This window comes from Bartonella sp. WD12.1 (genome assembly GCF_002022415.1).
Lineage (GTDB): Bacteria > Pseudomonadota > Alphaproteobacteria > Rhizobiales > Rhizobiaceae > Bartonella.
The window spans coordinates 1,567,433-1,590,134 of record NZ_MUBG01000001.1 but is presented as its reverse complement, the minus strand read 5'-3'; the positions used below and the strand labels follow the sequence as shown (position 1 = coordinate 1,590,134).

Below are 22,702 nucleotides of genomic sequence, written 5' to 3'. Positions count from 1 at the left end.
TATTTCTCGTTATTATAACAATTTTTTCTATAAATTTCACGGAATTCTTTATGAATTTTAGTTTTTTTCTCGAAAATGAAGAAGTAACTAAACTTTTTGCGCAAGATTTAGCCCTTGCCTTAAAACCAGGCGACCTTGTAACACTCCAAGGCAATCTTGGAGCAGGAAAATCAACACTTGCCCGCGCACTTATCCGTGCACTTGCTAACGATAACACATTAGATGTTCCTAGTCCTACTTTTACTCTTGTTCAAAATTATCAGCTTCCACAATTTGAAGTTATTCATGCCGATTTTTATCGCCTTTCTATGGTAGAAGAAATTGACGAATTAGGGCTTCATGAAGCACGTGAACAAAGTGTTTTATTGATAGAATGGCCAGAAAAAGGAGCAGATCTCTTAGGGCCTGTTACCTTTGCCATCACCTTACAACATGAAAACTGTGGACGTTACATTACTATAACATCAGCAGCACATTCTTTCCAGCGCTTGCAACGGTCCTTTGCCATTCGCTCCTTCCTAAAAACTCACGGACGTGGTTATGTTCACCGTTATTTTTTAGCAAGTGATGCTTCAGCACGTTCCTATGAGCTTTTGGTTGATGATCACCATCAAGAAGTTCTCATGGATGCAGCAATTATGCAAACAACACATGATGCCAATTCATCTTATTCAGAAATAACACATCTTGCAAAAGATATCCGCCAATTTGTAGGGATAAGTCGGCTTATTTTGGATAATGGATTTTCTGCCCCTCGCATTTTTGTTGAAGATTTTGAAAAAGGTCTTTTAATTTTAGAAGACCTAGGGCGCGAAGGACTTTTAGATCAAATAGGTAATCCTATAGAAGAGCGTTATCTTGCTTGTAGTGAACTATTGGCGACTTTCCATCAAAAATCATGGCCTTCAGAAAAACAATTTACAACATTTTTACTTCAAATTCCCTGTTATGATTATCAAACTATGCAAGCAGAACTTTCCTTGCTGCTGGACTGGTATATACCCTTTCAAAAACAAAAACCTTTAGACGAAAAACACCGTAAAGCTTTTTTTAACTGTTGGCACCCTTATCTTGACATGTTAATCCAAGGAGAAAATACCTTTGTTATGCGTGATTATCATTCGCCTAACATTCTTTGGCGCGCTCATAAAAAAGGAATTGATCGTATTGGTCTTATTGATTTTCAAGATGGTTTGAAAGGTCCAACAGTCTATGACCTTGTTTCTTTAACACAAGATGCACGTTGCTATATTTCACCAACATTGGAAGCAAAAATTCTCGATGCTTATTGCAATGCACGTCGTCAAGCACCACGATCTTTTAATGAAAATGAATTGCGTAAACTTTATGCGCTTGCCGGTGCTCAACGAGCTTCAAAAATTTTAGGAATTTTTATACGACTTCATCAACAAGATGGAAAATCATCTTACCTTAAACATTTACCCCATCTTAAAGATTATCTTGCCCGTAATCTTTCACACCCAACTCTTGCTGATTTACAAAGCTTTTATCAAGAAATGGGTATACTTGCAGACACACCGTAGACATCTAACCATTGAGCGCATTATCATACATCTTATACACATTTTCTCATGAGTAGGAAACAATTTATGAAATTTATTTGGTATCATTAAACCACCTTTTTTAAGTAGCATCTTTTTTAAGCAAAATCGTCTTCTCTTATTCTTAAAGTGCAGATCTCCTCTTGATTAATCATACTCTTTTTGCTCCATATAAATGGGATATTATATCTTTAGTCCTTACAAATCTTATTGTTTTAATCGTTATGTGCCACAAAACTATAAAACAAAGCATAATGATTATATTATAGCTGCAACCCAATACTTCACTCCTCTCACTTCTGTTTTGGAAAAACCACTGTATAAATGCAGTTTTTCAAGCTTTTGCTAATTAAAAATTAGTATACAATGGCAATAATCAAAAGATAACTAAGATGGAATCTTTATGCTTTCAAAACAAGGCTCAATGGCTCGTAAACCACGTGTATTTTCTATTTCCCCTGGAACTTCTTTTTTGCCTCATTTCGTTGATGCACTTCTCTCAGGCAGCCTTATTGATGATTTTGCACCAAATGGAGATATCCAAGCTGCTCTTGTTGATACCCTTATTTATGTACCAACACGGCGTGCTGCTCGTGCTTTACGTGCGACCTTTGTTGAAAGAAGTCATACACGATCGAGCTTTTTGCCCACTATCCGCCCTTTAGGAGATATAGATGAAGAGAGTTCTTTTTTTACTGAAAATCATGACAGTATTTTGACACTCAATCCCCCTATTAAAGAAAGTGAACGTCTTCTTCTTCTAGCACGCCTTATTCGTCCTTGGCGTGAAAATCTGCCAGCTCATTTACGTGCTATATTTGGTACAGAAGATGTGCTTATTCCTGCTAATACCGCTGATGCAATTTGGTTTGCTCAAGATTTAGCAGGCTTGATGGATGAAGTTGAAACAGAATCTGCAGATTGGTCAAAACTCAAAGATATTTGCCCTGATATGGTTGCTGAATGGTGGCAAATTACTTTAGACTTTTTAACTATTATTACACAAAATTGGCCTCAAATTTTAAAGGAAAAACAACGAAGCAATCCGGTTGAATGGCGCAATCAAGCACTCAAAATACAAGCAGATATTTTACACCGCACACAACCTGATAAACCTATTATCGTTGCTGGTGCAACAGGTTCTATTCCTGCAGTTGCTCATCTTTCAAAAGTGGTTGCCTATCTGCCCAAAGGAGCCGTCGTTCTCCCAGGGCTTGATCTTTATATGGATGAAGCGCAATGGAATGCATTAGGCACAATGAATAAAGATACAACAACTCTTGATTGTTTTGATCATGCTCTTGGTGCTTTTAGTCACCCTCAATATCATTTAAAGAAATTTTTATCTCTTATGAAATGTCAACGCATTCATGTGAGTGAAATTGGTCAAAGAAGTATAATGCAAACAAAACGCGCTACCCTTGTATCAGAAGCGCTACGACCTGTTTCTACTACAGATCAATGGGCACAAATCGTGCGTGATAATTATGAAAATGTTTGCGCAGATTGGTCCCTGATTGAAGCAAGTAATGAACGCGAAGAAGCTTTAGCCATTTCTATTGCTTTACGTAATGCCATTGAAGAGCCTCAAAAAATTGCAGCTCTTATTACTAATGACCGTAATTTAGCACGCCGTGTTGTCGCTGAATTACAACGCTTTGGGATTGAAGCAAATGATTCAGGTGGAATGCCACTTGCTCATACATTGCCTGCAACCCTACTACGACTATTGTTAGAGAATGTTTTTAAACCTGGTGATCCTATCGCTTTTCTATCTCTTCTTAAACACCCACTCACAATTCTAGGACAAAATCGTCAGCGTTTACGTGAAATAGTAGAAAATTTTGAACTATTTGTTCTTCGAGGTAGCCCTAATCACATCAACCTTTGTGAATGTGATCAATTTCTTGAAACATGGGTGCAAACATATTCCTATAACATGTCTGACAACTGCCCCCTTGATCCACAAAAAACCGAAGAAGCACGATCGCTTTGTCACCTTTTGGTTAAAGCAGTTGAACCACTAGCATCTTTGATAAAACAGGATAGAGAATGTACCATCAATGAAGTTGCAAGAGCAACTGTTGAGGCATTTGAAAATTTTGGGCGAGATGATAATAACTCTTTTGTGCATCTTTATCAAAATGAAGCAGGAAAAGCTTTATCAATTTTTTTGCATGAATTGGTGAGTGATCAATCAGGATTAAAGTTTTATCTTTATGAATGGCCAGCTATGTTTTCAGCTCTTATAGCAACCCGCTGTGTAAGCCCTTCCCCCGGAGGGCATCCGCGTTTGTTTATTTGGGGGACCTTAGAATCACGCTTACAAACAGTCGATACAGTTGTTCTTGGTAGCCTTAATGAAGGGTTTTGGCCCTCAACAACCCGCAATGATGCTTTTTTATCGCGACCAATGAAAATGACACTAACTCTTGAACCACCTGAAAAGCGTATTGGTCTTGCAGCACATGATTTTCAATGGGCCATGGGAATGAATAAAGTAGTGATGAGCCGAGCTACACGAGTTAACCATATTCCTTCTGTTCCCTCACGCTGGTTGCAACGTTTAGAAACAGTAGTGGGCAAACAAGTTTGGAAACAAATCTGCTCACGGGGAGAGACATTTCTCCATTGGGCAAAAATGCTCGATAAAACAGATACGATCGGTTTTACACCACGACCTTGCCCTGTACCACCACTTGATATGCGCCCACGTCATTTCTCAGTGACTGAAATAGAAACATTGCGCTATAATCCTTATGCCATTTATGCTAAAAAAATCTTGCGCCTCAAACCACTTAAGGCACTCATTTATAGCCCCTATGCAGCTGACCGTGGAATCTTATATCATGCTATTCTTGCCGCTTTTTGCACACAAATAAAAGACCCAAACGTTGCTCATGCATTAGCGACATTTCTGGCTATTGGGCGCAAAGAATTTGACAAATTAAATTTGCCTTCTGACATTAAAGCAATTTGGTGGTCAATTTTTGAAAATTTTGCTCCTTTCTTTATTAAATGGGAACAAAATCTCGGACCTCGTAAACGACATGTTGAAGTTTCTTCTCAAAAAACGCCTATAGGCACAACAGGCGTCACTCTTTCAGGGCGTGCTGATCGTATTGATATTTTACCTGATAAAATGGTTGAAATTCTTGATTTTAAAACCAATACTCCTCCTTCATCTAAACAAGTTCGCGCTTTATTACATCCACAATTGGCATTAGAAGCAGCTTTGTTAATGCAAGGAGCTTTTACAGACTTTCAAGATCTTACCCCTTTAAACTTATTTTACATCCCCCTTAAAGGAAAAGGTCCAATCAAATCCCAATCGATTATTTCATACAAAAAGAAAGCAAAAGATCAGACAAGTGCAGTCTTACTTGGTCAAGAAGCATGGAAACGTCTTATCGCATTGATCCAGTATTATCAAAATCCACAACAAGGTTATCTTTCACACGCACTCCCTTCACCTCATCGTTATGAAGGTGATTATGATCACTTGGCTCGATTATCAGAATGGTCTAGTAATTTTTATAAAGCAGGCTCATCATGACTACTTTTTTTATTCCCGAAGCAGCTCTTGATGCACAAAAAAAAGCGACACATCCAAAAACAAATGTATGGGTTTCTGCAAATGCAGGATCTGGCAAAACCCACGTTTTAAGTGAACGCGTCATCCGTTTGCTTTTAAACGGCACACCTCCAGCACGCATTTTATGTCTAACTTATACCAACGCAGCTGCTTCTGTGATGCAATCGCGTATTTTTCGCACACTCTCTAGTTGGAACGAACTTAATGATGAGCAACTCCAAACAGTTTTATCGCAACTTGAAAATAAGCCCACAAGTGCACAAAAACTTGCTCATGCGCGTAAACTTTTTGCTCGTGCCCTTGAAACACCAGGTGGCTTAAAAATTCAAACCATTCATGCATTTTGTGAAGCCTTATTGCATCAATTTCCGCTAGAATCTAATATTGCTGGTCATTTTGAACTTCTTGATGATACAAATCGAACACAGTTATTGCATCAAGCCCGTTGCCAACTTTTGGCACATAGCCATATACAATCGGCTTTAAAAGAGCTATTTAAAATTATTAGCGAAAGTACATTTGATCAGTTGTTACATGAAGCTGCTCAAAAACAGCATGAACTTTCTGACTTCTTACCGTTCATTTTATCTAAAAGTGGAGAACAGCAATTACGTGCATTCTTTAATTTAACTCCCAATGAAACACATTCACAAATACTTAAAGAAATCCAACAAACCGCTTCATTGTCTTCTTATACCTTCAAATATTTTCAAACCTACAGTAATAAAAAAGCAACAGACATTATAGCGAAATTTTCTCAGTTAGCGACTGTCTCAGATGAAGAAGATATTATAGACGTTGTATCAAGCATTTACTTTACAGCTGGAGGTATACCACGTAATTTTTCATGTCTTTTTTCCAAAAAATTAGATGAAACTTCGTCTTTTATTCAAAAAGAGATTGAAGAAAAACAAAACAAAGTCTCTGTTTTATTAGACAAATATCAAGGTATAAAACTTGTTACACTCAATATGGCCGCTTTTCAAATTTGTGCTACTTATCTTAAAATCTATGCGGATTTAAAAAAAGCCAATGGTCTGTTAGATTTTGATGACCTTATTGAACGCACACTCTATTTATTGCAGCGTAAAGGTGCAAGTCAGTGGGTGCAATATAAACTTGATCGTGGCATTGATCATATTCTTATTGATGAAGCACAAGACACAAACCCTGAGCAATGGCAAATTATTCAGCTTTTAGCACAGGAATTTTTTGCAGATTATAGTCAACACACAAACATCCGCACTATTTTTGCTGTTGGTGATGAAAAGCAATCTATTTATTCTTTTCAAGGTGCTGAGCCAGAAAATTTCGCTAAAAATGGCCGAATGTTTCAAAAACAAGTGCAACGCATTAATCAAAAATTTGAAAAAATACAACTGAACTATTCTTTTCGTTCTACAGCTGATATCCTCAAAGGTGTTGATCTTGTATTTGAAACGCCGGAAAATTATAAAGGACTTTCAGCAGACAATGTAAAAACAGTGCATGAACCTGTTCGCATTAATAGCCCAGGTGAAATTATTTTATGGGACACCATTTCCAAAGAAACAAACGAACTTCCTGATGATTGGCATTTAACTGTTGATCATTTAGATACACCTGAAATATGCTTAGCAAATAAAATTGCCGCAACCATTGCTGATTGGTTGAACTCAGGTGAAATGCTTCCAGCAAAAGGACGCCTGCTGCGTGCCAGCGACATTCTGGTTTTAGTTCGTAAGCGACATGATCAATTTGTACCTGCTCTTTCTCGGGCACTTAAATTACACAATGTTCCTGTGGCTGGCGCCGACCGTTTACAGTTAACCAGTCATATTAGCGTGCGCGACTTAATGGCACTTGCACAGTTTGTTTTGCAACCACAAGATGACCTTTCTCTTGCTTGTGTTTTAAAAAGTCCACTTTTTTCGCTTAGCGAAGATGCACTCTATCATCTTGCAGCAAAACGCACAGGATCACTTTGGCAAAGTCTTTGCACCCACGCTTCATCACATGCATCTTATAAAGATGCTTTTGAAAATTTAAGCAAATACCGTACCTTTGTTGATAAAATGCCAGTTTTTGAATTTTATAGCCATATTCTCAACAATGATAAAGGACGACAAAAAATCCTTGCTCGCCTAGGATCTGAAGCAAATGAAATTCTTGATGCTTTCATGGATTATACACTCACGATTCAACAAACCGGTTTGCCAGGACTGCAAGCCTTTTTAGAAACATTGAGTGCCAATAAACCAGAAATCAAACGTGAACTTGATCAAAACCATGAAGAAGTTCGCATTATGACTGTCCACGCTGCCAAAGGATTGGAAAGTGCTGTTGTTTTTTTTGTTGATCCGGGTAGTGCAATCTGGGATTCATGTTATACACCTCACTTTTTCACATTTTCTTTGAATGGAAGACAAGCTCTTATTTGGCGCCCAAATACACAATTTAACAAACCTTTTGAAAAAGCACTCTCATATTTAAAAGAACGTGCAGAAGAAGAGTATAAGCGCCTTCTTTATGTGGGAATGACACGCGCTGAAGATCGATTAATTGTTTGCGGTTATAGCAGTCAACAAGAAAACCCTAATACATGGCTAAAATTAGTAAAAAAAGCTCTTCAGCCCCATACCGTTGCTATAAAAGACTCGACAGAAGATGTAGCAGCTTGGCGCTATTCTATTACACCTTCTTCTACCCTAATAAATAAGGAAACACTTGATGAAAATAACCAAACATTGCCACCTTTACCTGCTTTTTTTCATCATAAAATGCCTTCAGAACCAGCTTTACCAAAACCCCTAAGACCTTCTGTTGCTAGTGCTTTTATTGATATTGACACTGAATCTTTCCCTAATCAAACACACTTTAGCATTTCACCTGTTTTAGGAGAAAAAAATACAAACAAAATTTTTACTATCGAATATGGTAATTTGGTTCACCGCTTACTACAATATCTGCCTGAGTGCCTTCCCCAACAGCGTTTTGATTATGCTCAGCGCTATCTTAACATCAAAGCTTCCCATTGGCCTGAAATTCAAAGAGAAAAAGCGCTCCATCAAGTTTGTGAGTTGTTAGAAAATCCACATCTCAAATCCCTTTTTTCCGCTAATTCCCGAGCTGAAGTTTCGCTTATGGGTACTCTCAAAATTCATGGTAAAGAACAGATAATTTCCGGCCAAATTGACCGTCTATGTGTCACTCAAGACAGTGTTCTTTTTGCTGATTTTAAAACAGGAATTCCACCAGAAAATGAAATTACTATCCCCCAAAATTATTTATTACAAATGGCTCTTTATCGAAAATTGCTGCAAACTATTTATCCAGATAAAAATATCGATGCTTTTCTTATTTATTGTAGAGAAGCGAAAATTTTTACACTTACTCCTGAAAAACTCGATACATGTTTAAATGAATTGGCCTGATAAAAAAGAAAAAACTTTTCAAAAGATCTTGTCCTCCTTTATTTTATCATTACTTGACATTAATCGAAGTCCTCTTAATATGTAAAAAGAATATATAAAGGCTCAATTAATGACATGTATAAAAGCTGATAATAGCAATTTCGAAAATGAAGTTCTTACCTCTTCCACCCCTGTTGTAGTTGATTTTTGGGCAGAGTGGTGTGGCCCTTGCAAAATGATTGCACCAATCCTGGACGAAATTTCAATAGAAATGCAAGGCCAAGTGAAAATTGTCAAAGTTAATATTGATGAAAATCCAGAACTGGCTACGCAATATGGAGTTCGCTCAATTCCCACTCTCTTGATGTTTAAAAATGGAAATATCTCATCTCATATGGTTGGTGCCGTTTCTAAAGGACGCCTTTGCGAATGGATTAAAGAAGGGCTTGGTTAAATTTTTTTTATTTATATAAAGAAAGAAAGTTCTAAAGAGCTCTTTATCTTCTTAAAACGATTTTCTTTGCTGAAAATTATTATTTAGAACGGATTTGATAATCTTTAAAAGGTGAAAATTTTATTTTTGGGGCTCGTTCTGCTTCATAATTCAATGAAAAATGATTTTCTGCTAAAAAAACCGGATCACCATCTAAATCATGAGCAATAGCAGAGCGGTGGTTTGTGAGAAAATTTTGAAGTTCATCTTTATCATCTGAAAAAATCCAACGACAAATATTAAAACGCGCTGGTTCAAAGTTCACGGGTAAAGAATACTCCACCTTCAGTCTTTCTATTAAAACATCAATTTGCAAAGCACCAATAACACCAATAAGGGCAGGTGATCCATCGTCAGGAATAAAGAGTTGAACAACTCCCTCTTCAGCCATTTGCCGCAAAGCTTCTTTAAGCTTTTTTGCTTTCATGGGATCGTTCAAACATACGCGACGCAAAATTTCTGGTGCAAAATTCGGTAAACCTTTAAAGAGAATATCCTCCCCTTCAGTCAGAGTATCACCAATCCGCAAAGTTCCGTGATTAGGAATTCCGACTACATCACCAGCATAAGCTTGATCAGCAATTTGGCGTGAACGAGCAAAGAAAAATTGCGGTGTCGAAAGCGTTATTGGTTTTCCCGTCCGAACTAATTTTGTCTTCATACCACGCTTAAGCGTCCCCGAACATACCCGCAAAAACGCAATCCGATCACGATGATTAGGATCCATATTAGCTTGAATTTTAAAAACGAACCCTGTCATTTTGGATTCTACAGCCATTACAGTGCGCTGATCAGCCACCTGATCACGAGGATTTGGACCAAAATCAACTAACGCATTTATTAAATCACGAACACCAAAATTACGTAAAGCTGAACCAAAATAAACAGGTGTCATATGACCTTCACAGAAAGCTTGAAAATCAAAATTTTTGCACGCATTACGGGCAAATTCTGCTCCTTCAACAAAAGATGCACGCTGATTTTCAGATAGTAAATTAGAAATCTCAATAGGTCCAGAAACTATTTGTGGAGTTACTTCATCATCATGTTGACGAAAACGATTATGATGAAGATCAAAAGTACCTTTAAAATCTTTACCTATACCTATGGGCCACGTGATTGGAGCAGTATCAAGAGCAAGTTTTTCTTCAATTTCATCCAAAATTTCTAGGGGATCACGCGCCTCACGATCCATTTTGTTAACAAAAGTAACAATAGGAATGTCCCTCATTCGGCAAACTTCAAATAGCTTTAATGTCCTGGGCTCAATTCCGCGTGCACCATCCAATACCATGATAGCACTATCAACCGCCGTGAGAGTGCGATATGTATCATCGGCAAAATCAGCATGGCCTGGAGTATCTAATAAATTAAAAATATGCCCCTCATATTCAAATGTCATCACAGATGTTACAACCGAAATACCGCGGTCACGTTCAATTTTCATCCAATCAGAACGAGTTTGAATACGGTCTTTTTTTGCTCTCACCTCACCAGCAAGTTGAATAGCTCCACCAAACAGTAACAATTTCTCTGTTAATGTCGTTTTTCCTGCATCAGGGTGAGCAATAATCGCAAATGTACGCCGCCGCTTTACCTCTTGCGCTCTATTTTCCATTATTCCCCCCCTAAAATCGTGCAAGCACTTCAGCAATGAGCGCACGCATTTTATCAATTCCATAAAGTGCAATAAACGATCCAAACCTTGGCCCCCGTTCTTGCCCTAAAAGGACTTCATAGAGCATTTGAAAAAAAACATTCGAAACACCAGGACCCCCTTCAGGGCTTTTTTTGCTATGATCTTGATAACGCTCGGTTAAACGTGCAACATCAAGAAGCGCATTTTGAATTGTATTTTCATCAACAGTTTCTGGAAGGCTGGCTAATTTTTCGTCAATTTTAGCCAATGTTAAACGTTCATCTTCATCAGGTATGCGAAATTTCTTGTTTGGTTTTACAAAAATGCCAAAATATTTAATGGCAAATTCCACTAATTGATCAAGCATTGGGTATGTTTGCGGATTTGCTCCTTTAGCATAGCGAGAAATAAATCCCCAAAGTACTTCTTTATTTTCAGCATTTGAAGCACTTACTAAATTCAATAACATAGCAAAAGATACAGGCAAACTAATCTGTGGAGGGCAACCATTATGGATATGCCATACGGGGTTATTTAGCCGTTCTTTCCACAACTGACGATTATAAGCTGAAAGATGTGCATAATATTCATCAACAGCTTTTGGAATGACATCAAAATAAAGTCGTTTTGCCGTTTTAGGCTTTAAAAACATATAAAGTGCTAGGCTTTCTGTTGGTGCATAAGTCAACCATTCATCAATAGTCAAACCATTCCCTTTAGATTTGGAAATTTTTTGCCCCTTATCATCTAAAAAAAGCTCATAATTGAACCCTTCAGGCGGATTACCATCAAGTATTTTGCAAATTTTAGAAGAAAGAGTGACAGAATCGATAAGATCTTTTCCTGCCATTTCATAATCAACCCCAAGCGCTTTCCAGCGCATTGCCCAATCCACCTTCCACTGGCATTTAACTTTTCCACGTGTGATTTCTGTTTCAATTGTTTCACCTGTTTCAGGTTCTATATAAGTGACAGTGCCTTTCTCAACATTACGGTCAATCATTGGTACCTGTAAGACTTTTCCAGAAACAGGAGAGATAGGTAAAAAGAGTGAATATGTTGCCCGCCGCTCTTCACCCAATGTTGGTAGAATAATGTCCATAACCTGGTCATAACAGGCGAGTATTTTTAAAAGTGCTTCATCAAAACGGCCAGAGTTATAATAATCAGTAGAACTGACAAATTCATAATCAAAACCAAAGTGATCAAGAAAAGTGCACAAACGCGCATTGTTAGCTGCTCCAAAAGAAGGATAAACATCCCCAAAAGGATCTGGCACACGACTAAGTGGCTGACCAAGATAACACTCCATCTTTTCACGGTTAGGTATATTATCAGGAACTTTGCGCAAACCATCCATATCATCAGAAAAACACAAAAGTTTTGTTTTAACTTGATTCTCAGTTAAAATATGAAACGCATGGCGTACCATGGTCGTGCGTGCCACTTCTCCAAAAGTACCAATATGCGGCAAACCAGAAGGTCCATAACCTGTTTCAAATAAAACGCTCTCTGGATAACCTGCTTTTTCATAACGCTTGATAATTTTACGTGCTTCTTCAAACGGCCAAGCTTTCGACTGGGCAGCTGCATCAATTAATTCGGATGTAAACTTAAGGGCCGCACATTGATCACGCATTTATAATTTTTATCCTTAAATTAAATTGTTTAATACCATGGTGTATGGTCATTGAATTTATTCGTCAATAACAGCAAAGTTAAAAGTAGCAAAATTCTTTTATCTCATTTTATTACTTTACAATAAGCCTTGCCTTATACTTTAATTGGCTTTTTTAAGTGTCGTTATTTTAAACTTTACCTTACTACACTTACTCCAAAAGAAAACAAACCCTTTCACATTGAAGACAACATAGACAAATAACATATCTGTTGTTGGTAAAAGTGAGTAATAAAAAACTCTATTAAATATTCTGGCTAAAAGTTATTTTTTCCAGAAAAAATATTAAAGCAGTTTTTTATTATTTCATCCATAATTTTGATGAATGCATTTCTAATGTGTGCAAGCGTAAAGCGTTTAATTTAATAAAGCCAGCAACATCTTTAACTTTAACATTGGGGTCAAGAGCATAGGTAGAAAGTTCAAAACGTACTTGATCATTCCCTTTTCCTGTTGCGCCATGAGAAATTGCATCTGCATAACGTGCATGCTTTAATTCTTCCCCTTACCCAAAATCAACTGTAAAAGTTACAACTTTAACACCGAGTTCGTTTTGTAACCATTTAAGAATGATTGACGTATCTAATCCTCCTGAATAAGTTAAAACAACTTTTTTAATATCTTGCCATTTTTCACTTTAAAGATCTACATTATTTTCCTTCTTTTTTTATTCAGAAATTAACTTCATGCAAGCAATCAAAATAAATTCGCTTTAAACAGTATTAAAAGGATGCAAAAAAGAATGAAAAGCTTAAAAAAAATGTGTATGTGAAAGTTTAAATTATAGCAATCTCTTTATATAAAGGAAGTTTAAATGTCATTTTTCCCTGAATGGCCTATTTTTGTACAATTCGCTCTAACATCTTTGATTTTAGCGCTTATCCCAGGACCTGATATAATGCTTTCAGTGGGACGGACTATTGCACAAAATAAAAAAGCTGGGATTATGTGTGCCTTTGGTAGTGCAACGGGTTTTGCCATTCAAGTTACTGCTGTGGCTATTGGTCTATCAACACTTATTGTCACTTCACCGAGAGCTTTCTTTCTTCTGAAAATTGTTGGTGCTTTCTTTCTTCTATGGCTTGCTTTTCAAACATTGTTAAAAAACTCAACATTTTCCCTACAACAAACATCCCCACCAAAACATCAAAGCCTCAAACGTAATTATCTTGCAGGAGTTGGAATTAATCTCTTAAATCCCAAAGTTATTCTTTTTAATATGACTTTCTTACCTCAATTTATTGATGTTAATGACCCTATGGTCAAACAAAAATTGTTTATTTTGGGGCTTTCCTATATTCCTATATCTTTACCCATTACAATTTTATTGGTTCTTATGGCCAACAAATTTTCCACGAGTTTAAAGGAAAACCCTTTTTACATTCGCATGCTCAATTGGCTTATTGCCGCCATCTTCATTATTCTTGCTTTACGTCTACTTATCATTAAAGCGCACTAAATTAAGTTTATTTATCCCTAGTTGTATTTTCGCAGTGCAATCGCTCAGATTTACGTAAGCGTTCTGAAGCTGATTTTAGCTGTCCACAGGCAGCTAAAATATCGCGACCACGCGGCACTCGAATGGGTGAAGCATAACCTGCTTGATTAATGACATCAGCAAAACGTTCAATTTGCTCCCAATCAGAACATTGATAATGACTTCCCGGCCAAGAATTAAAAGGTATCAAATTAATCTTAGCAGGAATACCTTTAAGCAATTGTACTAATTGTTTAGCATCATCCAAACTATCATTCACATCTTTCAGCATAACATATTCAAATGTAATTCGTTTTGCATTAGAAAGACCAGGATAATTACGACAAGCGTCCATTAACAGAGCAAGCGGATATTTTTTATTGATTGGTACCAATATATCTCGTAATGTATCATGTACAGCATGGAGAGAGATTGCTAACATAACTCCAATTTCTTTTCCGGCTCGTATAATTTCAGGAACTACTCCACTTGTTGAAAGTGTGATTCGCCGTTTCGATAAAGAAAGTCCATCACCATCAGATGCAATCAATAAAGCTTTTTTGACCGCTTCAAAATTATAAAGCGGCTCACCCATACCCATCATAACAATATTGGTAACTTTGCGCCCTTCGATTGAAACGGCTGTACTATCAGGTGTACTTTTCTCAGGAAAATCACCCAAACGATCACGTGCAACTAATAATTGCGCCAAAATTTCTTCAGCCGTCAAATTACGAACAAGTGTCTGTGTTCCTGTATGACAAAAAGAGCAGGTTAATGTACATCCTACTTGAGATGAAATACATAAAGTACCACGCCCTTCTTCAGGAATATAAACCGTCTCAATTTCAACAGGCTTTCCAGCACCACGCGCTGGGAAACGCAAAAGCCATTTACATGTACCATCGTTTGATGTTTGTTCTTCAACAATTTCCGGACGCATAATAGAAAAATGATCTTGAAGCATTTTGCGCATTGGCTTAGCAATATTTAACATTTCATCAAAATGTGAAACACCACGCACATAAAGCCAATGCCAAAGTTGACGTACGCGCATACGCGTTTGATGTTTTGGCACACCAATTGCCTCTAAAGCTTGCACCATTTCATCATGCGATAAGCCAATTAAGGATAGTTTAGATTCCTCCTTTATCCCAATATCATTTACTTTAAGCACTTGACATGCACCACCTGGTTGAAAAATCATATAAAATAGCTATTGATTTCCAGTTTAATAGCTATTCTTAAAATTATAAGCGCTTTAATGACATTTTTGCGCCATATTTAATGCAGCTGTTACCCCTTTTAAGGAATAAGTGTAAGTAGTATCCGTTCCTCGTTTTGAAGTCGCCTTTACCACCATATCTTTACCTGAACGCATAGCAGAAACAAGCTGTTTTTCCATCTCCGATGATGCTAACCAAGCTGATGAATCCTTTGTAAAAAAGTCAAAATTTTTATCTCCAACGGTTACAATAACTTTTGACCCTTCTTTAAGTGTATAACCAGCCATAAATTGTGGTTCGAATATAACAGGTGAATCAGAACGTTTAGTTACCAAAAAGAAATTATCACCATGATTAACAGTTGTTGGAAGCGCACTTAAAGGTACTGATAACACATAGCAAACTGTATTTTCTGATGATTTATAAGAATAAGCTCCCCAAGCTTCAAATTGATTTAAGCGGTTTGGTGTTTGTGCCCATGTTGCTCCAGCAGCAGCTAGAATCATCACAGACGTAGCGATAAAAGTCTTTTTTAACATCTTCATTTAGCTCACTTCTTTATTCTCTTTAACAAAATTCTTTTATTAATGAAGCCCAACAAAGGCTGGCTAAAAATTTAGCATTATTGTTGTTAATTATTTAACAATAAAATAAGGCTTCCAATTAAAATAAGCCTTTCATTCTGGTGTAACTTTTTGGCTTTTATAGAATATAATTTTTTTATTTATAACCAAATAAAAAGACAACACTCTGATTTCATTTCGTCAAATTTTGTATAAGGAACTTATATTTTCGTAAATGAGTATATTTTTGCCGTTTAAAATAAAAATATACCCTGCTCTGTTTGGTAATTTGATTGCAAAATAGAACAAAAAATAAATACATTGTCAAATCGTTAAGCAACAAATTGTAAACTGTATACAAATGAATTATTACACAACTTTGAAAAAACATATTTTTTGTGGGAAATTTTGAATTTTAAAATCTTGTTGTTATCATTAATCGATATCAAAAATTGGATCTACACGCATAAAAATACAAGAGCAGTTTTGTTTCTATATTGATCAATTCTTTGCCCTATACACAAATACAAACACTTTATGTTCACTTACTATAATGCGTTTAAAGCTCAAGCAATTAACAAACTTCACATTACTTATCAATTAAAGCCAACTTTTAAAGTTGTGTGTGATGCTATTTACGCCTTTTCTTTATTTTGCTTATTCAAAATAAATATCGCAAAATCATCAAATATTATGTACCTTCTAACTTTGAAATACTTACAAAAAAGACCAGCAGGATATTAATCTTTTCTTTTTTGAATTAATTACTTTAACATAAATTATGTCACATTCAGTCTTCGATTACTTCTACCATAATACATATATGTACTAATATTGTCTTTCAGGCTGCATTTAATGTTAAATGTTGAAGTAATAAAGCATCAAGTGCGTCAACATCATGTGTATTGCGTAATTTATCAACAACGTCAGAATAATGCAAAATGCGCATAATTTGCGACAAAGCTTTCAAATTATCCGTGCCAGCATGCTCTGGTGCTAAGAGTAGAAAAATAAGATCAATAGGTTCATCATCAAAAGTTTCAAAATCAACTGGATGTTCAAGACGAGCAAAGATACAGATATTTCGATCAATACTAGGAAATTTCCCATGAGGGATTGCAATGCCATTTCCCACACCAGTTGATCCCAATTTTTCACGCTGTAAAATAACATCAAAAACCATACGCTCATCAAGGCCTGTTAATTCATTAGCTTTCTTAGCTAAAATTTTCAGGACTTGTTTTTTCGAATTTGCTTTAAGCACCGGAATAATTGCTTCTGGTGCAATTAATTCACTCAAATTCATAATTTATTTCCTTTTTTTACGCCTGAATACTTATTTACAAACCCCAAAATAGTACTAATTTTTAGGAATTTTTGTCGATTTCTGTCAATATCTTATGTATGCTATTTTTTCATAGTAACTATGAATTAATTTTTTTAATATCACTATTAGCTTGATGATAAACACGCTCACCCTGTTCTCAATAACATTGGGAAAACAAAAATAAAACTACTTTGTCAATCAAAATTTAATTCCTGCACTAGCAATAGTTATCATCATTTCTATTAACTTTTCAATTGTCATAGTTGATTTGTAACCTTTAGAAAATCGTTTTCTTTCTCACAATAAGCTCCATAATATCACATACATATTGAATTAAAGTAGTATTTTCATTTGGAGTATTAGCGTATGACTTAAAACAACTAATGATAACGATAAAACTATATAAAATACATTCAACCACTTTATCAAAAGCTGTGCGTACATTTTGTAATTGGTTTGATGTATGTAAAAATGTAGCGATTTTTAAACGTGCAATGTAATCAACAAAATAGCATAAACTTGATTTGACAACTACACTATAAACCGTAACATTGTCATTAAAATATTTGGAAATAAAATCACTAATACATTCAGAGTGAAGAAATAAGAAGAAAACAAATTTTATTATTTCGTTCTGAGCCTAAAAATCACTCAAATCACGAGACTTTTTATTTTATTAAAATAGCATCATAATAATGCATGTTAATAGAAAGTTTTATAACTATGTAATGGAAATACGTAAAGTAAAATGACTATCTAGTAAAAAATCTCATCAGCATTATTAAAATGCAATTGATATAAAGCAGCATCTTGCCCCTTATAGTTATGATCTTTTAAATTTAATTTGATCTTCTACAGCACATTAAAATAATCAAAGAGAAAACTGATTGCCCAAATAAATTCTGCGGACATCAGCATTATTGATAATATCGTTCGGACAACCATCAATTAATACCTGTCCTTCATGAATAATATAAGCGCGATCAACAAGATTTAATGTTTCACGCACATTATGATCGGTTATCAAAACACCGATACCACGTTGAGTTAAATGATGAACGAGTCGTTGGATATCAGAAATAGCAATAGGGTCAATTCCTGCAAATGGCTCATCAAGCAACATAAAATTCGGGCGTGAAGCTAAAGCACGTGCGATTTCAAGTCGCCGTCGTTCACCCCCAGATAAAGAAATTGCTGGTGTTTTGCGTAAATGATCAATTTTGAATTCACATAAAAGTGCATCCAATTCTTCACGACGTTTAAAGCGATCTTTTTCGATCACTTCCAAAACAGCTTTAATGTTATTTTCTACTGAAAGACCGCGAAAAATAGATGCTTCTTGTGGTAAATATCCAATACCCAAACGCGCACGTTGATACATTGGCATATGGGTGACATTAAACCCATTAATTTCAATTGTTCCCCCATCGGCTTCAACTAAACCTGTAACCATATAAAAACAAGTAGTTTTACCAGCACCATTAGGGCCTAAAATACCTACAGCTTCACCGGTGCAGACATTAAAAGAAACATCTTTGACAACCTGCCTTCCTCGATAAGCTTTAACTAAATGACGCGCAACTAAAGTTCCTTTTAAAGGTTGTTTTAAAGCTTCACTTGCAAAATCATATCTAGTTGTTTGTTTTGTTTTTTTGATTTTAAACATAAAATCTTAATAGCTATCTTTGACTTGATTTTAAAATGATTGAAGCACGATTCTTTTTCTCAAACACCTGACAACCTTCGAGAAAAGCTTTTCCACTTTCCATATGTACTGTTAACTTGCACCCTGTCGCAACATTATTATTATCTTTCAAGACAACTTTATTACCTGTCAAGATCATCCTATTTGATTGTCCATCAAAAATACCTTTATCACCGGTAGCAATTTGCGAAGCTATTTTAATATAAACTTTTCCCGATGCTTCCATTTTCTTAATACCTGTTACATCAAAACCAACAGGCGATATTGATTCCACACTTTTCTTATTTTCACCAATTGTTTTATGTGTTTTATCATAATAAACAATTAACTGTGATGTTTGCATCAGCCGCTCACCTTGAACAATTGAAACATTGCCACTAAAAATAGCAATCTCTTCTTTATCGCGTATTTCTAAGGAATCTGCATGCAATTCTATGGGCTCTTTACTATTTGATAAATTAATCCCAAAATGGGTCTCCTCAGCATGTCCCAAAACCACTGTCAATCCTAATGTTCCTACGATTAAAGCCAAATATAACCTCATTTGTTTTTTATATGATGTTCTTGGCTGCACTTAATTATCCTCAATTTTCCCATTTGTTTATGTATAGATTTATCTTCCATAAACATCATTTAAAGATTCGTGTTGGCTTTAATTTATTGCTTGTCAATCACTAAATGCACATCACCTTGAAAATATATCTTTTGCCCTTTTTCACGAATTTGCAAAGCATTTGCTTTAAGAGATAAGCCTGCACGTTTAATATGTACATATTGATCGGTCTTCAATTGTCCTTCAGATAAATCGATATCAGCAGCTATAAATTGTGCGACCATATTGTCCTGTGTTTTGATTGTAAATGGCTTATCTAATTGTAAATGATTATTAATATGATCATAAGTTCCACTTTGTGCCTGGAGAAAAGCTGGCCCCAATTTGCCTGAAGGTATCTCAGCTATAATACCTTGTAATCCAATTACTTCAGAACGTATAGAATCTTGAAAAACTTCTTGTGCTTCAAACCAATAAAGCTTGTGAGAATTCGTATAGCTTTCTAATCTTGGATTGACCATTATCAATTTTACTATCTCATCATCTTCACTTTTTAAAACCACATTACCAGAGGAAGCATAAAGAGAAAAAAATATAAACCAAGAAAAAACCAGCGCTATAATTAATGCCACGAGAGGTAAAAAGATTTTTAACAAACGGATTCGACACGAATGATGATATGCTTTTTTAAAAATATCATCAGAAGATGATTTTATTGAAAAATCTTCACGGTAATTGTGCATAGTCATATTTGTTTATCTCTCAAATACTCTACTTTTTTCAATTTGTAGCATCTCTTAATATGTATTTTTAATTTGCTTCTTGCAATCTGACTGCTCTTAGTTTTATTCTGTTTTTATTAATCTATATGTGCAACACGCACATATGGAATGCGTAATTGGTAAAATATAATCTTTTTTGTGTAAATAGAGAGGCTATTTTGATCAAATCAGAGCTCATACAAATTATTGCTCGTTATAACCCACATCTTCTTCAGCGTGATGTAGAAAATATTGTAAATGCTGTTTTCGAAGAAATCTCAACAGCGCTCATTAATGGTGACCGTATTGAACTTCGTGGTTTTGGAGCTTTTGCCGTCAAAAGTCGTTCAGCGCGCAATGGTCGTAATCCACGTACAGGTGAAACCGTTGTAGTTGAAAAAAAATGGGTTCCTTTCTTCAAGACAGGTAAAGATTTGCGGGATCGACTGAATAAATGAGTAAACTAATGACAACCAAACGTATTCTTTTGGCAATTATTTTAGTGCCTCTTACAATTTTTTTGATTGCTTTTACTGTAGCTAATCGTCAAATTGTTACTTTGACGCTTGATCCTTTTCGAACTAATTCTGAAAATTTTACTTATCAAGCTCCCTTTTTTGTTTGGCTTTTTATTTTTCTTGCTCTTGGCATTTTGTTGAGTAGCGCAGTGCATTGGCTTATACAACGTCAATATCGTAAAGCTCTTAAAAAAAGTAAAGCAGAGCTTGAGAAATTAAAGACGTCGATTGTTAAAAATCTTAATATAACGACGCCTTGATGAATTTCACCCTTATTGTGTTTGACAATAAATCTTAAAGGTATTCTTGCGTTTTTTATAATGTTTAATTAATTTCAGACTTTCACATTGTTCTAGCAAAAAATTCTATAGTTTTTCATAATAAATCTTCTTGCAAAGAAAGTACTATGACACCAAATATGTCTGCAAAATGCTTTCAAACACATTTCAATGGTGTATACCCGCAAGAAAAAATACCTCTTATTTTAGAAACAAGTCCCAGTGCAGACTATGCCTTAATTGACTCCGGTAATGGACGAAAATTAGAACGTTACGGCTCTTACCATATTATCCGACCGGAAGGTCAAGCGCTATGGAAACCCGCTCTACCAAAAGAAAATTGGACTAATGTTGATGCTATTTTCAAAGGCAATCGAGATGAAGAAGGTATTGGTCGCTGGCATTTTCCAAAAAAACAACTTGATGCAACATGGCCTCTTTTTTGGAATGGTTTGCCTTTTTGGGGACGTTTTACTTCTTTTCGTCATGTAGGCGTTTTTCCCGAACAAAATGCTCATTGGCGCTTGATAGAAGAACAAATTATTCAAGCCAAACGCCCTATCAAATTGCTCAATCTTTTTGGTTACACAGGCGTTGCTTCTTTGATTGGTGCACGTGCAGGTGCAGCTGTCACCCATGTTGATGCTTCTAAAAAAGCTATCACTTGGGCAAAAGCTAATCAAGAAAGAGCAGGACTATCAGATCGTTCCATTCGCTGGATCTGTGACGATGCTGTAAAATTCGTTGAACGCGAATTACGTCGTCAAAAAACCTACGATATAATTCTTCTTGATCCTCCTGCTTATGGACGTGGACCTCATGGTGAGGTTTGGCAATTATTTGATCATTTACCAGAAATGATTAAAAATTGTCGCAACCTTTTATCTGACAAACCATTATCCATCGTACTTACAGCCTATACTATTCGTGCTTCCTTTTATGCACTTCATACCTTAATGCGTGACGAATTCATAAATTTTGGGGGTACAATTGAATCAGGAGAACTAATTTTGCGTGAAGAAATTGCTGGACGCGCTCTTTCTACTTCTCTTTTTAGCCGTTGGATTGCTTGAATATGGATACACAAAAAACAGGTCAAGTTAAAGAAATTACTTCTCTTAGCAATCCTATTATTAAAAGCCTTAAAGCACTCAATCAAAAGAAGAACCGCAATCGAGATGGAGTCTTCATGGCAGAAGGGCTTAAACTGGTGATTGATGCTTTAAATCTTGGCTGGGCAATCCAAACACTCATTTTATCTAAAAATAAAGTTGGTAACAGCATCATTGAAAATATTGCTGCACATACCGTAGCTCATGGTGGTTTTGTCATTAAAGCTTCACAAAAAGTTATGGAATCTATTACCCGGCGTGATAATCCGCAAACAGTTGTTGGCATTTTCAAACAACAGTGGCACCCTATTGAAATGATAAAAGGACTAACTCAAGATGTCTATATCGCGCTTGATCGTGTACGTGATCCTGGAAATCTTGGTACCATTATCCGCACTGCAGATGCAGTGGGAGCAAAAGGGATTATGTTAATTGGCGAAACGACAGATCCTTTTTCACCCGAAACAGTACGCGCAACAATGGGATCAATTTTTTCTGTGCCACTTTACCGTTTTAGTGAAAGCGCCTTTTTGAATTGGTCTACACGCTTTAAGGGTATCATTGTTGGGACACATCTTAAAACATCTGTTGACTATCGCAGCGTTGATTTTAAAAAAGGTCCTATTATACTTTTAATGGGAAATGAACAACAAGGTCTTCCAGATGTCCTTGCTAATCGCTGTGATCAACTGGTGCGCATTCCGCAAAATGGACGTGCCGATTCACTTAATTTGGCTATAGCTACAGCTGTTATGCTTTATGAAATTCGTCGTCCTTATTTAACACTTGAACCCACAATTTAACACTTGAGCTCATGTGAGGT

The 22,702-nt window shown here is 36.0% G+C and carries 16 protein-coding genes and 2 pseudogenes; 9 read left to right on the top strand and 9 right to left on the bottom strand.

The features are described from left to right. Positions 1-50: 50 nt before the first annotated feature. The 4 genes from tsaE to trxA all read left to right on the top strand — a co-directional run bounded on the left by tsaE (position 51) and on the right by trxA (position 9,003). Positions 51-1,544: a tRNA (adenosine(37)-N6)-threonylcarbamoyltransferase complex ATPase subunit type 1 TsaE gene (tsaE, locus tag BWD121_RS07150; RefSeq protein ID WP_078663950.1), complete on the top strand. Its 1,494-nt coding sequence runs from the start codon at positions 51-53 to the stop codon at positions 1,542-1,544. Positions 1,545-1,986: 442 nt separating this feature from the next. Then, the gene (gene addB / locus BWD121_RS07145; protein ID WP_078664098.1) at positions 1,987-5,118 is read left to right on the top strand and encodes a double-strand break repair protein AddB; all 3,132 of its coding nucleotides are present in this window, start codon (positions 1,987-1,989) and stop codon (positions 5,116-5,118) included. Next, on the top strand, positions 5,115-8,570 hold the full coding sequence (addA, locus tag BWD121_RS07140; RefSeq protein WP_078663949.1) for a double-strand break repair helicase AddA: 3,456 nt from the start codon (positions 5,115-5,117) through the stop codon (positions 8,568-8,570). The genes addB and addA overlap by 4 nt, the downstream gene beginning before the upstream one ends. A 109-nt stretch (positions 8,571-8,679) precedes the next feature. After that, positions 8,680-9,003, top strand: a complete 324-nt coding sequence (trxA, locus tag BWD121_RS07135) for a thioredoxin (RefSeq protein WP_078663948.1) — start codon at positions 8,680-8,682, stop codon at positions 9,001-9,003. 79 nt (positions 9,004-9,082) lie between these two features. On the opposite strand, the gene BWD121_RS07130 is transcribed toward trxA, so the two are convergent. From BWD121_RS07130 to BWD121_RS08360, 3 genes and pseudogenes are all read right to left on the bottom strand, one after another. Further along, complete coding sequence (locus BWD121_RS07130; protein ID WP_078663947.1) at positions 9,083-10,660, bottom strand: peptide chain release factor 3; 1,578 nt, start codon at positions 10,658-10,660, stop codon at positions 9,083-9,085. Positions 10,661-10,670: 10 nt separating this feature from the next. Further along, entirely contained in the window at positions 10,671-12,320 is a 1,650-nt protein-coding gene (locus BWD121_RS07125) for a lysine--tRNA ligase (protein WP_078663946.1), read from the bottom strand. A gap of 340 nt (positions 12,321-12,660) precedes the next feature. Continuing rightward, positions 12,661-12,978: pseudogene (locus tag BWD121_RS08360) on the bottom strand (argininosuccinate synthase domain-containing protein). A gap of 195 nt (positions 12,979-13,173) precedes the next feature. Between BWD121_RS08360 and BWD121_RS07115 the strand changes: the two are divergent. Next, positions 13,174-13,818 (top strand): LysE family translocator, encoded by a 645-nt coding sequence (locus BWD121_RS07115; protein ID WP_078663945.1) that lies wholly within the window; start codon positions 13,174-13,176, stop codon positions 13,816-13,818. A gap of 7 nt (positions 13,819-13,825) precedes the next feature. Here BWD121_RS07115 and rlmN read toward each other — a convergent pair whose 3' ends face one another. The 6 genes and pseudogenes from rlmN to lptC all read right to left on the bottom strand — a co-directional run bounded on the left by rlmN (position 13,826) and on the right by lptC (position 19,959). Then, positions 13,826-15,043 carry a 23S rRNA (adenine(2503)-C(2))-methyltransferase RlmN gene (rlmN, locus tag BWD121_RS07110; RefSeq protein WP_078663944.1) on the bottom strand — a complete coding sequence of 406 codons (1,218 nt, stop codon included), beginning with the start codon at positions 15,041-15,043 and terminating at the stop codon, positions 13,826-13,828. A 54-nt stretch (positions 15,044-15,097) separates the two neighbouring features. Next, on the bottom strand, positions 15,098-15,601 hold the full coding sequence (locus BWD121_RS07105) for an invasion associated locus B family protein (protein WP_078664097.1): 504 nt from the start codon (positions 15,599-15,601) through the stop codon (positions 15,098-15,100). An 865-nt stretch (positions 15,602-16,466) separates the two neighbouring features. Further along, positions 16,467-16,931, bottom strand: a complete 465-nt coding sequence (ptsN, locus tag BWD121_RS07100) for a PTS IIA-like nitrogen regulatory protein PtsN (protein WP_078663943.1) — start codon at positions 16,929-16,931, stop codon at positions 16,467-16,469. Positions 16,932-17,823: 892 nt separating this feature from the next. Next, positions 17,824-18,549 (bottom strand): annotated as a pseudogene (gene lptB, locus BWD121_RS07095) (LPS export ABC transporter ATP-binding protein); the annotation flags it as partial. 82 nt (positions 18,550-18,631) lie between these two features. Beyond that, positions 18,632-19,231 (bottom strand): LptA/OstA family protein, encoded by a 600-nt coding sequence (locus tag BWD121_RS07090; RefSeq protein WP_078663941.1) that lies wholly within the window; start codon positions 19,229-19,231, stop codon positions 18,632-18,634. Between the two features lie 83 nt (positions 19,232-19,314). After that, entirely contained in the window at positions 19,315-19,959 is a 645-nt protein-coding gene (lptC, locus tag BWD121_RS07085; protein ID WP_078663940.1) for an LPS export ABC transporter periplasmic protein LptC, read from the bottom strand. Between the two features lie 191 nt (positions 19,960-20,150). Here lptC and ihfB point away from each other — a divergent pair, with 191 nt between their 5' ends. The 4 genes from ihfB (at position 20,151) to BWD121_RS07065 (ending at position 22,682) form a co-directional block, all read left to right on the top strand. After that, complete coding sequence (gene ihfB, locus BWD121_RS07080; RefSeq protein WP_010703183.1) at positions 20,151-20,429, top strand: integration host factor subunit beta; 279 nt, start codon at positions 20,151-20,153, stop codon at positions 20,427-20,429. 8 nt (positions 20,430-20,437) lie between these two features. Next, the gene (locus tag BWD121_RS07075; RefSeq protein ID WP_078663939.1) at positions 20,438-20,749 is read left to right on the top strand and encodes a LapA family protein; all 312 of its coding nucleotides are present in this window, start codon (positions 20,438-20,440) and stop codon (positions 20,747-20,749) included. 158 nt (positions 20,750-20,907) lie between these two features. Further along, positions 20,908-21,840, top strand: coding sequence for a class I SAM-dependent methyltransferase (locus tag BWD121_RS07070; protein WP_078664096.1), 933 nt, complete (start codon positions 20,908-20,910; stop codon positions 21,838-21,840). Between the two features lie 2 nt (positions 21,841-21,842). After that, on the top strand, positions 21,843-22,682 hold the full coding sequence (locus BWD121_RS07065; RefSeq protein ID WP_078663938.1) for an RNA methyltransferase: 840 nt from the start codon (positions 21,843-21,845) through the stop codon (positions 22,680-22,682). Positions 22,683-22,702: the final 20 nt, after the last annotated feature.

Bases quoted from the DNA above. Each gene is read 5' to 3' on its own strand.
- lptC (WP_078663940.1), bottom strand. From the start codon at position 19,959: ATGACTATGCACAATTACCGTGAAGATTTTTCAATAAAATCATCTTCT.
- rlmN (WP_078663944.1), bottom strand. From the start codon at position 15,043: ATGATTTTTCAACCAGGTGGTGCATGTCAAGTGCTTAAAGTAAATGAT.
- tsaE (WP_078663950.1), top strand. From the start codon at position 51: ATGAATTTTAGTTTTTTTCTCGAAAATGAAGAAGTAACTAAACTTTTT.
- BWD121_RS07130 (WP_078663947.1), bottom strand. From the start codon at position 10,660: ATGGAAAATAGAGCGCAAGAGGTAAAGCGGCGGCGTACATTTGCGATT.
- BWD121_RS07115 (WP_078663945.1), top strand. From the start codon at position 13,174: ATGTCATTTTTCCCTGAATGGCCTATTTTTGTACAATTCGCTCTAACA.
- BWD121_RS07070 (WP_078664096.1), top strand. From the start codon at position 20,908: ATGTCTGCAAAATGCTTTCAAACACATTTCAATGGTGTATACCCGCAA.
- BWD121_RS07075 (WP_078663939.1), top strand. From the start codon at position 20,438: ATGACAACCAAACGTATTCTTTTGGCAATTATTTTAGTGCCTCTTACA.
- BWD121_RS07065 (WP_078663938.1), top strand. From the start codon at position 21,843: ATGGATACACAAAAAACAGGTCAAGTTAAAGAAATTACTTCTCTTAGC.
- addA (WP_078663949.1), top strand. From the start codon at position 5,115: ATGACTACTTTTTTTATTCCCGAAGCAGCTCTTGATGCACAAAAAAAA.
- trxA (WP_078663948.1), top strand. From the start codon at position 8,680: ATGACATGTATAAAAGCTGATAATAGCAATTTCGAAAATGAAGTTCTT.
- BWD121_RS07125 (WP_078663946.1), bottom strand. From the start codon at position 12,320: ATGCGTGATCAATGTGCGGCCCTTAAGTTTACATCCGAATTAATTGAT.
- ptsN (WP_078663943.1), bottom strand. From the start codon at position 16,931: ATGAATTTGAGTGAATTAATTGCACCAGAAGCAATTATTCCGGTGCTT.
- BWD121_RS07105 (WP_078664097.1), bottom strand. From the start codon at position 15,601: ATGTTAAAAAAGACTTTTATCGCTACGTCTGTGATGATTCTAGCTGCT.
- addB (WP_078664098.1), top strand. From the start codon at position 1,987: ATGGCTCGTAAACCACGTGTATTTTCTATTTCCCCTGGAACTTCTTTT.